Raw genomic sequence first — 13,516 nt, 5'->3', positions numbered from 1 at the left:
GCTATGACGAATGAATTACTGCATCAGCATTTTCTCGAGCGACGTTCAATTTTGTCCGGCTTGGTGTCAGAGCTCATTGATTTGACTTCCGAGACAGACAGAGCGGACCTTAAAGAAACCGCCATAGGTTTGCTGGCCAATTTGAACGAACCGTTTCTTTTTGTTGTGGTCGGGGAAGTCAAAACCGGCAAAAGCAGCTTTGTCAATGCATTGCTTGGAAGTGACATTTGTCCCGTTGCGCCAGATCCATGTACAGATCGTATTCAAATGATCATGTACGGGGTTCAGGAATCCGAAAACGAGATTTCGCCGCATCTTAAGCATATCTATATGCCCAATGAGATTTTGCGCGATATCGCTATCGTGGACACTCCCGGCATCGACAGTATTATTGAGCACCATCAAGAAATAACCGAACGTTTCATTCCGCGAAGTGACCTTGTGTTATTCGTTTTTTCGGCAATCAATCCTTACTCCAAATCGGCATGGGATTTTCTGGAGTTAGTCAGCGATGAATGGAAACGGAAGCTTTTATTTGTTCTCAACCAGGCAGATTTGGCCAGCGAAAAACAAATCGAAGTCAACACGACACAAGTGCGGCAACAAGCCATCAAGCGGAATATCAAAGAACCGAAACTTTTTTTAACCGCCGCCGCATTAGAGAAAAACGATCCGGAGCATAGTGGAATCAAAGACGTTCGGGCGTATATTCGTGACATGATTACTGGCGGTCGGCACCATGCGAGAAAAATTGAATCCGTTGCCGAGTCGGCTATGCATGTCCTTCAAGCTATTGTTGTAGGCTTAAAGGATCAGTTCGGAGCGTTGGAGCAAGATCGCAAAGAAGTAGAGAGCATTAAAAAGCGACTGAAATCGGCGCAGAAATCGTCACGACGTGAAGTTGAAGCCCTTATTGCGAGAGTATCGGGAGCCTACGTTCGACTGAGTGGGCGGCTTCTTGATGACTTTGAAAGCGAGCTGGGTTTTCATCGTATGGTATCACGAAGCATGTCCGGTCTGTTTAAGCGGAAAAATTCTCCTGAATCGTTTATTACCGAAATAAATACTCGGTTCGAAGAGGATCTTTCTCGAGAAGTCGAAGCCATTACTCGACAAGGTGCTGATCATGTCTCGGAGGCGTTGGTAGAGGCTCTACGTATGCTTATTGAGGAGCTGCGTTCCAGCCGCAATCGCACATCAGGACGTATTGATCTGGCGGCCGTGGGGAAGCAGCGGGAACACGTTATTGAAGAAGTCATCTCTCGCTTGCGCACTTTTTTGACACAGGATGATATCTCTACCCGCTTTCATCCCAGTGATATTTCCAAGATGGACCCTAAAGCGGCAATGGGAGGAGTGCTTGTTCTTCTCGGGACGGTTTTTGCCGTATCGATTCAAAGTGCCGTTGTCGACATCACCGGAGGAGTTGTGGCGGCATCCGGGATGCTTATGGCTGGATCGGCGCTTGTTTGGAACAGACCACGTCTTGTCCGTAAGGTTCGTACACGCCTGTCGGAAGAAGGAGTACGGTTGGAAGAAGAACTGCGGGAGCGTTTAGCAAGTCAGATCGACTTTATCTTCCGTGACCTCAAGAGTCGGTTTACCCCTTTCTATCAGAATGTTGAGGAACGAGGAGAAAAACTCGTTGCACTCCAAGGAGCGGAAGAGAATCTCTCCCAGCGTCTACGCGATGCCATGAGGACGTTTCACGAAACGTCGAACGAAAAATTATAGCCGTGTATTTCCAGGGTGATCCTCCTCACCCTGGAAACGAAGTGAACGAGTACGTGAGGAGAGCATCTTCGTCTCATGGCGGTTAATCGTTGAGACGTTTGATGACGACAACTGTAATGTCATCGGCTTGCGGTGCATCCTGTCGAAAGAGGGCGAGATCGTGCATAATTGCTACAACGAGATCGTTTGCCGACGCCGTGACATGGGCTGCAATGCAACGTTGCAGGCGTGATTTTCCATAAAATTCCTTTTCCGGATTTCGTGCTTCCCACACTCCATCTGTTGCGAGAACAACAATATCTCCTGAAGTGAGTACTGCGGTGCGTGTCGGTGCATAGTCCCATTCTGGCATAATCCCAAGGGGAACCCCATCTCCGGCAAATTCTTCGAATGTTTTATTTGTATGGCGGTAAACAAGCGCAGGATCATGCCCGGCGCTGATGTATTGGACCGTGTCGTTTTGTGGGGTAATTTCAAGAAAAAAGAGGGTGACGAAACGCCCTAAATTTTCTGTATCAATACTGAGGAGTGCATTGGTTGAAGTAATTATCTTCGCAGCATCTTGATGCGTCGCTGCTTGAGCCCGAAGAAACGAACGAGCCGACGCCATAAGGAGGGCGGCTTGAATCCCATGACCGGTCACGTCGCCGACAACAACGCCAATACCATCCTCAACACGTGGGAGATAATCGTAATAGTCGCCGCCGGTTTCATCGTTATAAAGACACGTTCCGGCGATATCGAACCCCGGGCATGTGGCGGCTGCTGTCGGCAAGAGATGTTGTTGTACTTCCATTGCCAAGGAAAGATCATCTTTGAGCTTTATACGCTCCCGAAGTTGTCCCACCATACTGTTGAAGGTCTGCGCCAGCTCTCCCAATTCATCTCGTGAGGCAACCGGTGCCTGTGCTTGGAAGTCTCCAGCTGCCAAGCGAAGAGCCGCTGTTACCAGATTTGCGATAGGACGAGTTACGACACGCGAACCAAAGTACGCCAAAAGAAAGACCAAAAGGATGGACGCAAGGACGAATATACCGGTTGTTCGCAGTATTTCTGATATGGAGGCCATGATGGCATGTTCAGCCTCGGTTGAGCGTTTGAGCATGACATCTCGCGCAATAACAACCACAAGCGCGATGTTGCCTTGGCTTAACGGCTTGAAGGCAATAATTGACGGCACACCATCATAGGAAGCTTCCAATGCTCCGGCTTGCAAGGTGGAAAATGAGGACATGATTGTCCGCATTGCGTTGTCATCGAGTTGAATCGGGTAAGGAGAGGTCGGTGTTTTCCATGACTCTGTCGCTTTTGTGAAGTCATGGTTGGCCACAACGATCAATGATGGTTGTGTGCTGGCTGCTTTCGACGAAAGAGGCTCTTCCGGGACAACAAGGAGTGATTGCACTGTTCCCGACCATCGTCGGGATAAGTCGTCATCAAGAAGGAGCTGATCGATGGGAAGGGTAACTCCCGTGATACCAATGATGGAATTCTGAGGGGTGTAAATCGGGGTAAAGGCCGTGAGAGCGGTCTTTCGGGTAAATGGATCGCGGACAAGCGTCCAGTGAGTTTCGTTGCGCAAAATCTGAAATTCGTCCTGAAGGAGACGTTTGGGATTGAAGTCATCAGGGATATCGGCCTGAGGAGGGTACACAGCCATAAGGCCATTCGTTAATAAGGTGAAGCACCACAGAACGGTGTTAGGATTCTCAGAGGTGAGTTTTGAGTAGAGTGGAGACAGTTCGGAGAGTCGTTGCTTGTCGGTGGCAAATGGTGCCTCATCGGTTGCTGGTGGAAAAAGAAATTGTATTTGGGCCGATTTTAATGGAGAGGGGCCCGTATTGGTCGATGTCAAAGAAGGAGGTAGCGGGGGGGATTGAATAACGGAGCCTGTGCCGGCAAATCGTTCTTCAATCGTGATCTGCTCCGGATCAAGCTGCTCTCCCGTGAGCAAGCGTTCGGCTTCATGACCAAGTAAAAGGACGGCGATCTCCATAAGTGCTTTCGATTCAGACAAGGCCTCACTGTAGAGAGTTACGGTTTGCTTGAGTTCCGCTGAAGCATACTGAGCAAGTTCGACGGCTGCCTGGTCTGACAAGGTTTTCCCAAAATGGCGTGTTTCCACAACGGAATAGAGTCTTCCAAGCAGCAATGGGGGTAAAACAAGCAGCAGTAAGGCGATAAATATTTTCCAGCGAATTTTCATGGAGATTCCATTGCTTGAGCGTTGTTGTGCGAGAAGCCGCAACATGTGCAAATGATATTTCGGTCTTGTCGTTTTTTTCGTATGAACGCAAGGCGAAACATAAAAAATGTGATTTTGGGGTTGACAACATGGGTTATTCAACATAACCGTCCTCTTTCGCCTTGCTCACCTTTGCGGAGTTTGCGCAGGGTGGGCCACAGACCACAAGGAGGATACGGATGCGAAAGTATGAATTGCTTCTGTTGTTCAGCCCTGAGCTGACAGCGGAAAACCGTCAGGAAATCACCGAAAACCTGACCAATGTTCTTGCCCGTGAACAGGGCTCCATGCTGGAATTGGATGATTGGGGTATGCGCGATTTGGCCTATCCCGTACAGAAAAAAATGCGTGGTCACTACACGCGTTACGAATTTGCCGCTCCTGCTACCGCCATTGCCGAACTCGAGCGTATTATCCGCATTACGGACGGCATTATGAAATTCATCACCGTCAAACTCGAAGACAAGTTCGAGGCGAAGGAGGAGGCGTAAACCATGGCATTCAAAAAGCGTTTTACTCCCAGAAAGAAGTTCTGCCGGTTCTGCGCCAATAAAAACCTGCCGGTGGATTACAAGCGTGCTGATATCCTGAAGGATTTCATTACCGACCGCGGTAAAATTATCGCTCGCCGCATTACCGGCACCTGTGCTAAATGTCAGCGGCGGTTGACGGTGGAGATCAAACGCGCCCGCCAGATGGCTCTGATCTACTACACCGCCACGCACAGCACTGAATTTAAAAAGAAAATGCGCTAGGAGGAGCTAGACATGAAACTCATCTTACGCGCCGATATTGAAAATCTCGGCCGGCTTGGCGAGATTGTGACGGTCAAGCCCGGCTATGGACGCAATTACCTTGTGCCGCAAGGCCTGGCGATGCTCGCTACCGAAGGCAACCAGAAAGTGTTTGAGCAAGAGCGTCGCAAGCTCCAGGAAAAAATGGATTCTATCCGTTTTTCGGCTCAGGAAACAGCAGACAAGATCAAGGCTGCTCCTATCACGATCGAAGTGCGTGTTGGCGAAGGCGACAAACTGTACGGTTCTGTTACCACCGCCAATATTGCCGATGCCTTGACGGAAGCCGGCATTGAAATCGATCGCCGCAAAATCGTGCTGGACGACCCCATCCGTTCCTTGGGTGTGTACTCGATCCAAGTCCGGTTACATCCTGATGTTCAGGCCGAAATCGCCCTGACCGTCAAACGTCACGGTCTCGACGAAGTCGAAGAAGAGCCGGTTGTCGAAGCGCCGGTCGAAACGGCTGAACCCGTCGAAGAAAGTGGACAAGCCGAAGAAACCGCAGAATAACAGAAGATCACAGTGGAATGCCGCTGGGGGCGCGATGTCGTCCTCAACCAGTGTTTCCGCTGATCTTCTGCGTAAGGTTCCCCCTCAGAACCAGGAAGCCGAACAGGCGGTTCTGGGGGGGATTCTCCTCAAGAATTCCGTCCTGCATTCGCTCATCGACGAGCTTTCCGAAGACGATTTCTATTCGCCCGTTCATAAAACAATTTATCAAGCTTGCTTGGAGCTTAACCGGCAAAATATCGCCATTGACTTAGTGACATTGGCTGATGGGCTGGAAAAAAGCGGTCAGCTTGAAGAAGTCGGCGGCCTGACCTATTTGGCCGAATTGGCTGAATCCACCGTCAGTGCAGCCAATGCAGTCTTTCACGCCAAAATTGTTCGCGAAAAATCGGTTTTACGTCGTCTTATCGGTGCTTCAGCCGATATCATTGAAAGTTGTTTCGAGTCGGGCGAAGACGTTGAATCCATTCTGGATGAAGCCGAGCAAAGCATTTTTTCAATTGCCGATGCCAAGACCAGCAAAAGCCTGGAATCCAGCAAAAATCTCATTGATCGGGTCTTTAAACAGCTTGAAGAGCGGGCTGCCCAAAACGAACTCGTGACGGGTGTTCCTACCGGCTATTATAATTTTGATGAAATAACGGCTGGTCTCCAACCGTCCGACCTCCTTATCGTTGCCGGTCGACCCAGTATGGGGAAGACGGCATTTGCCCTCAACGTGGCTATGCGTGCCGCCGGATTATATGATGTTCCCGTGGCCATCTTCTCTTTGGAAATGTCCATGGAGCAGCTCATGCAGCGCATGCTGTGTTCGTGGGGCAAGGTCGATCTGAGTAAATTGCGGCGCGGACGCCTTGGAGACGATGAATGGTCTCGTTTGTATGAAGCGGCCAACAGCTTGGCTCCGGCTAAAATTTTTATTGATGATACGCCTGCCATTAACACCATGGAGATGCGTGCCCGATGTCGTCGGCTGAAAGCCGAACACGGCCTCGGACTTATTCTTGTCGACTACCTGCAGCTTATGCGTGCCTCACGTCGTATTGAGTCACGTGAGCAGGAAATTTCCGAAATTTCACGTACTCTCAAAGGGCTGGCCAAAGAGCTCAATGTTCCTGTGGTCGCTTTGTCGCAGTTGAACCGGAAAGTGGAAGAGCGGAGCGACAAACGCCCCATGATGTCGGATTTGCGTGAATCCGGCGCCATTGAACAAGATGCTGATATTATTATTTTCCTCTATCGCGAAGCGGCCTACAAAAAGCGTGAAGAACTTACACCTGAAGACAACGTTGCCGAAATTATCATAGCAAAACAACGCAATGGTCCGACAGGGGTCGTGAAGCTGACCTTTTTCAAGGAATACACTGCGTTCGAGAATCTGGCCGATATTCCCCCTCCATCCGAGTATGGCGCATCAGGCTAAGCTCTGATACGACTGTTTCCGCAACAGTGGCCGTGTCGAGCGGTATGTTTCCCACACTGCCTTTTTATCACCGAGCGCGAAAAAGCGCGCATAACGCCAAGGAGTCAAACGTGGTTCTTGAAGCGGCGCAACGTCTTACGCGAGATGCTATTTCCCAGTGTCAACTCGCCCGGTTCAATACGGTTCTCAAACGTGCAGTCCGTTCCCCATTTTATGCAGATCGTCTCGGCGAAGTGGGCGCAACGGACGTGCCCTTGCCGTCACTTGATCACGTAAATGATTTGCCGTTTACCACAAAAGATGACCTGCGTGCTTCCTACCCTCATGGAATGCTTGCTGTTCCCAAAGAACACCTTGTTCGTATGCACGCGTCTTCAGGAACCACGGGGACGCCTACAGCAATTTTTCATACGCAAAACGATCTCAATAGCTGGGCGGAACTCATGGCCCGGTGCATGCATATGGTTGGACTACGTCCTTCCGATGTGTTCATCAATATGAGTGGGTATGGTTTGTTCACGGGAGGACTCGGCATTCATAATGGCGCCGAACGTTTGGGATGCCTGACGATTCCTTCCGGAGCAGGCAACAGCCGACGTCAGATTAAGTTGATTGAAGACTTTCAGGCCACGGCTGTGCATATCATTCCATCGTATGCGTTGCATCTCGCGTCGGTTATCTCGGACATGGGGCGCAATCCGGCGGATCTTTCTTTGCGTATTGCACTTATCGGTGCCGAGCCGCATACCGATGGCATCCGCAGACGCATTGAAGAACTCTATGGAGTGAAAGCGTACAACTCTTACGGTCTGTCCGAAATGAATGGACCAGGCGTGGCGTTCGAATGTGAGTATCAAGATGGCCTGCATGTCTGGGAAGATGCATTTTATCTTGAAGTTATCAATCCGGAGACCGGTGAAGTTCTCCCTGACGGCGAACTCGGTGAACTCGTGTTGACGAGTTTGTGCCGGGAAGGCATGCCCATTATTCGTTATCGCACACGGGATTTGACGCGAATTTTGCCAGAGCCTTGCCCATGTGGGCGCGTTCATCGACGGATTGAACGTATTGCAGGACGAAGCGATGACATGATGATCGTTAAAGGCGTCAATATCTATCCGATGCAGATTGAGCGCGTTCTGATGCAGATTGGCGAAGTTGGGGATAATTATGTCATCGAACGGTATCGTGACGGGTTTATGGATAATATTCGCGTCCGGGTGGAAGTTCGCGAGGAGTTTTTTGTTGAGGATATGCGCGCGTTGACCGGTCTGCAAAAGCGTATTTCTTCCAGCTTGCGTGACGAAATTCTCATCACTCCAAAAGTGGAATTGGTTGAACCAAAAAGCTTGCCGAAAAGCGAAGGGAAGGCGCATCGCGTTGTTGACCTTCGAGAGGACAATGCATGAGTATATTTGCGGCTGTCCTGTTTCTTCTCGTCCTGTTTGCCGTTCTCGGTCTCCATATCTTCAGTTTGCCGGCCAACTGGATTATTTTGGCGTTGGTTGGTCTTTGGGGATGGACGCACCCCGCATTGCATTTGGGAACTCTTTTTTATGTAGGGTTAGTGGGGCTAGCCCTGTTCGGCGAAATACTTGAATTCGTCGCGCAGTATATTGGTGGCAAGAAATACGGCGGAACAAGCCGAGGGAATATCGGTTCGCTCATTGGCGCTCTTGCCGGAGCGATCCTTGGGACACCATTTCTTTTGGGTATTGGCGCGTTGATTGGTGCCATTGCCGGAGCGTATGCCGGAAGTTTCATCTTTGAATACGGTCATTGTCGTAGCGCACAAGAATGCCATCGTGCCGCCATGGGAGCTATGTTCGGCAAAGTGCTCGGCATTGTCGTCAAAATTGGTGCTGGCGCTATCATGTTTGGGATGACGGCTCGGGCTATATGGCCGCAATAACGATGTTGAGGGCCGAAGCGTTGGTTTCACCCTGCGTATATGTCCGCTCTTTTTCACAACACCACGAGGTATATGTATGAGTATCGACATTTTTCCTTCTTATCGCGGCTCCATGGAATATTATTGCCTGGGGTGCTCGGCCAGATACGATATTAATGAACTGCATTATACCTGCCCCAAATGTGGCGGGGTGTTTCTTTTGGAAGACCTTGATTTCGAGGCACTCAAGGAAGATGACGGCGAAGTGTGGCGTAAGCGGTTCGATGCACGGGCATGCAGCAAAGACGCGTCACTCCGTGGTATTTTTCGGTACTATGAAATTATGGCTCCGGTGCTCGATCCGGAAGACATTGTATTCCTTGGCGAAGGACACACCCCCATTATTCCAGCTTCCAAGGCGTTGACTGAAAAGCTTGGCGTTTCCATGAGCTATAAAAACGATGGGCAGAATCCAAGCGCCTCGTTCAAAGATCGTGGAATGGCTTGTGCGTTCAGTTATTTGAAAGCGCTCGTTCGTAAACATGGCTGGGATTCGGTACTGACGGTTTGTGCATCTACAGGTGATACATCGGCAGCAGCGGCATTGTATGCCGCATATGTCGGCGATCCCATTACATCTGTTGTCATTCTTCCTCAGGGAAAAGTCACTCCGCAACAACTTGCCCAGCCTTTGGGAAGTGGTGCCGTGGTGCTTGAAGTTCCAGGTGTGTTCGATGACTGCATGAAGGTTGTTGAGCATTTGGCCGACAACTACCGCGTTGCCTTGCTTAATTCCAAGAATGCTTGGCGTATTCTCGGACAGGAATCGTACGCTTTCGAAGTCGCACAGTGGTATAATTGGGAAATGGCCGACAAGGCTGTGTTCGTCCCAATCGGGAATGCCGGAAATGTTACGGCGATTATGAGCGGTTTCCTCAAATTGCATTCCCTTGGCGTCATTGACACATTACCGCGGATTTTCGGGGTGCAGTCGTCGCATGCCGACCCTGTCTATCGCTATTACAAAGCTCCCAAATCGGAAGATCGGAAGTATGAACCCGTCAGCGTGACACCAAGTGTGGCGCAGGCCGCCATGATCGGGAATCCGGTTTCGTTCCCACGGGTAAAATATTTTGCTGATCGTTATGAAGCTCTCGGTGGTGCGGGGAGTTTTCAGGTGATTCAAGTTGAAGAACAGGCCATCATTGAAGGGATGCTCTTGGCGAATCGGCACGGCCATATCAGTTGCACGCAAGGCGGGGAATGCCTGGCCGGACTTATTGCCGCCAAGGAACTCGGTCTCATCACGACGGAAACGGCAATTCTTGACGCCACGGCACATAGCCTCAAGTTTATCGGCTTTCAGGATATGTACTTCACGGACAGTTTCCCCGATGCCTATGGCATTACGCCGAAGAAAGAATTCGTCAACGCCCCGGAACTCGTCATCGAAGCGGCCGAAAAAGAGCGGTTGTCGGAAAAAGAATATACCCTCAAGGCGGCTGAAGCTGTTGTCGCTCGACTGGGACTTGACCGCAAGGGCTAACGCGTGGCCAAAACAAAGATTCGTGCCGATCAGTTAGCTGCCGACCTCGGTTTGGCTGAAAGCCGTGAGCGAGCCAAACGACTCATCATGGCGGGGCAGATCGTCTACTACGAGCATGATATTCGCCGGCCGGTCGATAAGCCCGGTCGGCAGTTTACCCCTGATACGGTGCTTGAACTTGTCGAGCAAGAACGGTTTGTCAGCCGTGGGGGATATAAGCTGCTTACCGGGCTCGAGGCCTTTCAACTTGATGTGACCGGAGCAGTTTGTCTGGACGCTGGAGCTTCCACCGGGGGATTTACCGACTGTCTGCTTCAGCACGGTGCCGCTCGTGTGTATGCTGTCGATGTTGGCAGAGGGCAGCTTCACGAAAAGTTGCTTGCCGACGAACGCGTCATATCCATGGAGAAGGTGAACTTGCGTTTAGCTGGGCCTGACCTGTTGCCTGAGCCCGTCAACGTCGTTGTTTCAGACGTCTCATTTATATCGTTGACAAAAGTGTTGCCAGCGATTGTGCCGATGATGGCGTCGCATGCCGAAATGGTTGTCCTCGTCAAACCACAATTCGAGCTTGGCCCTGAAGCCGTCATAAAAGGTGTTGTACGGGACGAAGCAAAGCAGCAAGAAGCGATCGAACTCGTGCGCGCATGTGTCGAAAACGCACTTGGTCTCGTGTGGAAAGGCTGCGTTCCCTCCAAAATCAAAGGCCCAAAGGGCAATCAGGAATACCTCGCCTGGATTCAGAAACAGCAATAAATGCTGTCACATCGTTTCGTCTTATCGTATTTGTATCTGCAGTAAAAATATGTTTGGTGTCGTTCCTGACGCGGCTCTGTGATGAAGTGCGTCGTATACGACATGATGTCATTATTTGTACCAATATGGAATCCTACCTATGGTGAAGGAGGGACATGTGGATAGAAATTCATCAATCGATCACGTGACGAGTTTTGATGGATATTGGGATGTCGTTATCGTGGGTGGTGGAGCAACAGGTCTTGGCGTTGGTGTGGATGCCGCGCAACGCGGATATAAAACATTACTGCTTGAGCAGGAAGATTTCGCAAAAGGGACATCGAGCCGCAGCACGAAACTCGTGCATGGTGGAGTTCGCTATCTTCGCCAAGGTAATATTTCACTCGTCTTTGAGGCACTTCATGAGCGCGGTTTACTGAGTCAGAATGCCCCACATCTTGTGAGTCACCAAGCATTTATCGTTCCTTCATTTGTATGGTGGGATGGTCCGTTCTACGGTGCAGGACTGAAAGCCTACGACCTGCTCGCCGGTAAATTGGGACTTGGTCCGTCGAAGATGTTGTCTAAAGAAGAAACCTTGCGACGTATTCCCAATCTTGAACCCAACGGCTTACGCGGTGGTGTTGTTTACTTTGATGGGCAGTTCGATGATTCCCGCATGGCTGTTAACCTTGCGCAAACAATGGAAGAGCATGGCGGCGTTGCGTTGAACTACGCCAAGGTGAAGGGCTTACTGAAAGCTGGACGCATGGTGGATGGCGTTGTGGTGCAGGACCGGGAAACCGGTCGTGAAATAGACGTCCATGCGCGGGTGGTCGTCAATGCGACAGGAGTATTCGTTGACGATCTTTTGAAGATGGACAATCCCGAGGCCCGAAGCATTGTCGCTCCAAGCCAAGGGGTGCATCTTGTGTTCGACAAGGAATTTCTGCCTGGTGATACAGCAATAATGGTGCCGCACACGACAGATGGCCGGGTGCTTTTTGCTGTGCCTTGGCATGATAAAGTCGTCGTAGGCACGACGGACACACCCGTCAGTGCTGTAAACCTTGAACCGCGTGCATTAGATGAAGAAATTGATTTTATTTTAGTCAATGCAGCACGGTACATGGCCAAAGATCCATCCCGTAGTGATATCAAAAGTGTGTTCGCGGGATTGCGTCCTTTAGTGAAAGGAGAAGAAGGCCAGAGCACCGCGCAGTTGTCTCGAGATCATCACCTCGTTGTATCTCCGACGGGACTCGTGACAATTACTGGTGGCAAATGGACGACATATCGGCGGATGGCCGAAGATACTGTCAACCACGCTGCACTTGTGGCCGGTTTACCTGAACGAGAGTGTTCGACGAAGTCCTTAAAGGTTCATGGTTGGCTTAAGAATGTAGATCGCGCCGACCCGCTCCATGTGTATGGTTCTGACGGAATTTATGTGAAGAAACTCATGAAGAGCGATCCTCTCTTGGCAGAAAAGCTCCATGCAAATCTTCCGTATGTGAAAGCGGAGGTTGTATGGGCCGTACGAGAAGAGATGGCCCGAACTGTAGAAGACGTTTTAGCCAGACGGACCAGAGCGCTTTTCCTCGACGCGAAAGCAAGTATTGAAGCCGCTCCGGAAACGGCCCGCCTTATTGCTAAAGAACGCGGTCTGGGTGACGATTGGGTGCAGGAACAAGTCGCAGCATATAACGATCTCGCCAAAGGGTATTGTATGTCGTAATAGTGGATGTTTGACGCTAACGGGAGCTACCGTACTCATGGATGGACATGGCATCTCCGCAAAAAGGGCATCGATACTTCATCGAGAGGAGGAAGCGCCATGTCCACAAATGATTTCCCTCTGAGAAAACACGTAAGCCAGTGCCCGGTAAATCCCTCACGTTCATAAGTGGATTTGACTTCCGTAGTGAATAGTATGCATAACGTAGAAATGAATACCGACACAAAGATTTTAGGCGTTGAAGGCAGTCCACGAAAGAACGGGAACTCTCATCATTTACTTCGAGCCATTCTCGAAGGTGTTACCATGGAAGACAACACCTCGACACATTGTGTTCACCTTCGTGACTACAGGTATGAGCCATGTATCGGGTGCGAAAAATGTCGCAAAGATAAGATTTGCACGCGTTTTCATGACGGTATGACGTTGTTGTATCCTGAATTATTGAACAGCCGTGGACTTGTCCTGATCTCTCCCGTGCATAATTACAATATCACAGCATGGATGAAGGCATTTATAGATCGTCTGTATTGTTTTTATGAATTTAAGGATACGAGACCCCGGCAATGGTCCAGCAACCTTGCCGAGCAGGGCCGAAAGGCTGTGATTGTCGCTATTGCCGAGCAAGAGAATAAAAAAGACATGGGATTTGCTTTAGACGCCATGCATATGCCACTTGAAGCGCTTGGCTACGAAATTATCACCGAAATTCCGGTACTGAAAATTTTTGATCGTGGCGGTATTCAATCGCATCCAGACATACTGGAGAAGGCAAAACAAAGTGGAGCACAATTAGCACACACTTTGCGTCACCGCTCATAAAGTAGAGTGAGATTGGATGAACTCAAAAAAACGCCCGCTTTGAAAGAGGGCGTTTTTTTGAAAAAGGAAAAACAC

12 protein-coding genes are annotated in these 13,516 nt (G+C 50.1%); 11 read left to right on the top strand and 1 reads right to left on the bottom strand.

Going from position 1 to position 13,516, the window contains the following annotated elements; genetic code table 11:
- The first annotated feature begins 3 nt into the window (after nt 1-3).
- Nucleotides 4-1,734, top strand: coding sequence for a dynamin family protein (locus G451_RS27800; RefSeq protein WP_051261185.1), 1,731 nt, complete (start codon nt 4-6; stop codon nt 1,732-1,734).
- Between the two features lie 82 nt (nt 1,735-1,816).
- Here the strand turns inward: G451_RS27800 and G451_RS0105375 are convergent, their stop codons facing one another.
- On the bottom strand, nt 1,817-3,940 hold the full coding sequence (locus G451_RS0105375; protein WP_027183446.1) for a PP2C family protein-serine/threonine phosphatase: 2,124 nt from the start codon (nt 3,938-3,940) through the stop codon (nt 1,817-1,819).
- A gap of 218 nt (nt 3,941-4,158) precedes the next feature.
- Here G451_RS0105375 and rpsF point away from each other — a divergent pair, with 218 nt between their 5' ends.
- The 10 genes from rpsF to G451_RS0105320 all read left to right on the top strand — a co-directional run bounded on the left by rpsF (nt 4,159) and on the right by G451_RS0105320 (nt 13,441).
- Nucleotides 4,159-4,470: a 30S ribosomal protein S6 gene (gene rpsF, locus G451_RS0105365; RefSeq protein ID WP_027183445.1), complete on the top strand. Its 312-nt coding sequence runs from the start codon at nt 4,159-4,161 to the stop codon at nt 4,468-4,470.
- A gap of 3 nt (nt 4,471-4,473) precedes the next feature.
- Nucleotides 4,474-4,734: a 30S ribosomal protein S18 gene (gene rpsR, locus G451_RS0105360; protein WP_027183444.1), complete on the top strand. Its 261-nt coding sequence runs from the start codon at nt 4,474-4,476 to the stop codon at nt 4,732-4,734.
- 12 nt (nt 4,735-4,746) lie between these two features.
- Nucleotides 4,747-5,286, top strand: coding sequence for a 50S ribosomal protein L9 (gene rplI / locus G451_RS0105355; protein ID WP_027183443.1), 540 nt, complete (start codon nt 4,747-4,749; stop codon nt 5,284-5,286).
- Between the two features lie 34 nt (nt 5,287-5,320).
- Complete coding sequence (gene dnaB / locus G451_RS0105350; protein WP_084448395.1) at nt 5,321-6,709, top strand: replicative DNA helicase; 1,389 nt, start codon at nt 5,321-5,323, stop codon at nt 6,707-6,709.
- Nucleotides 6,710-6,819: 110 nt separating this feature from the next.
- Complete coding sequence (locus G451_RS0105345; protein ID WP_027183441.1) at nt 6,820-8,118, top strand: phenylacetate--CoA ligase family protein; 1,299 nt, start codon at nt 6,820-6,822, stop codon at nt 8,116-8,118.
- Entirely contained in the window at nt 8,115-8,621 is a 507-nt protein-coding gene (locus tag G451_RS0105340) for a DUF456 domain-containing protein (RefSeq protein WP_027183440.1), read from the top strand. Before G451_RS0105345 ends, G451_RS0105340 begins: the two co-directional genes overlap by 4 nt.
- Nucleotides 8,622-8,697: 76 nt before the next feature.
- On the top strand, nt 8,698-10,146 hold the full coding sequence (thrC, locus tag G451_RS0105335; protein ID WP_027183439.1) for a threonine synthase: 1,449 nt from the start codon (nt 8,698-8,700) through the stop codon (nt 10,144-10,146).
- Between the two features lie 3 nt (nt 10,147-10,149).
- On the top strand, nt 10,150-10,902 hold the full coding sequence (locus G451_RS0105330) for a TlyA family RNA methyltransferase (RefSeq protein WP_027183438.1): 753 nt from the start codon (nt 10,150-10,152) through the stop codon (nt 10,900-10,902).
- A 157-nt stretch (nt 10,903-11,059) separates the two neighbouring features.
- The gene (locus G451_RS0105325; RefSeq protein WP_051261184.1) at nt 11,060-12,619 is read left to right on the top strand and encodes a glycerol-3-phosphate dehydrogenase/oxidase; all 1,560 of its coding nucleotides are present in this window, start codon (nt 11,060-11,062) and stop codon (nt 12,617-12,619) included.
- A 195-nt stretch (nt 12,620-12,814) separates the two neighbouring features.
- The gene (locus G451_RS0105320) at nt 12,815-13,441 is read left to right on the top strand and encodes a flavodoxin family protein (protein ID WP_027183436.1); all 627 of its coding nucleotides are present in this window, start codon (nt 12,815-12,817) and stop codon (nt 13,439-13,441) included.
- The last annotated feature ends 75 nt before the right edge of the window (nt 13,442-13,516 follow it).

Source organism: Desulfovibrio inopinatus DSM 10711 (assembly GCF_000429305.1).
Taxonomy (GTDB): domain Bacteria; phylum Desulfobacterota; class Desulfovibrionia; order Desulfovibrionales; family Desulfovibrionaceae; genus Alteridesulfovibrio; species Alteridesulfovibrio inopinatus.
The sequence above is the reverse complement of the archived record's forward strand: the minus strand, read 5'-3'. Positions and strand labels throughout refer to the sequence as shown.

Coding starts and splice junctions, on each gene's coding strand:
- G451_RS27800 (WP_051261185.1), top strand. CDS start 4: ATGACGAATGAATTACTGCATCAGCATTTTCTCGAGCGACGTTCAATT.
- G451_RS0105375 (WP_027183446.1), bottom strand. CDS start 3,940: ATGAAAATTCGCTGGAAAATATTTATCGCCTTACTGCTGCTTGTTTTA.
- rpsF (WP_027183445.1), top strand. CDS start 4,159: ATGCGAAAGTATGAATTGCTTCTGTTGTTCAGCCCTGAGCTGACAGCG.
- rpsR (WP_027183444.1), top strand. CDS start 4,474: ATGGCATTCAAAAAGCGTTTTACTCCCAGAAAGAAGTTCTGCCGGTTC.
- rplI (WP_027183443.1), top strand. CDS start 4,747: ATGAAACTCATCTTACGCGCCGATATTGAAAATCTCGGCCGGCTTGGC.
- dnaB (WP_084448395.1), top strand. CDS start 5,321: ATGTCGTCCTCAACCAGTGTTTCCGCTGATCTTCTGCGTAAGGTTCCC.
- G451_RS0105340 (WP_027183440.1), top strand. CDS start 8,115: ATGAGTATATTTGCGGCTGTCCTGTTTCTTCTCGTCCTGTTTGCCGTT.
- thrC (WP_027183439.1), top strand. CDS start 8,698: ATGAGTATCGACATTTTTCCTTCTTATCGCGGCTCCATGGAATATTAT.
- G451_RS0105320 (WP_027183436.1), top strand. CDS start 12,815: ATGCATAACGTAGAAATGAATACCGACACAAAGATTTTAGGCGTTGAA.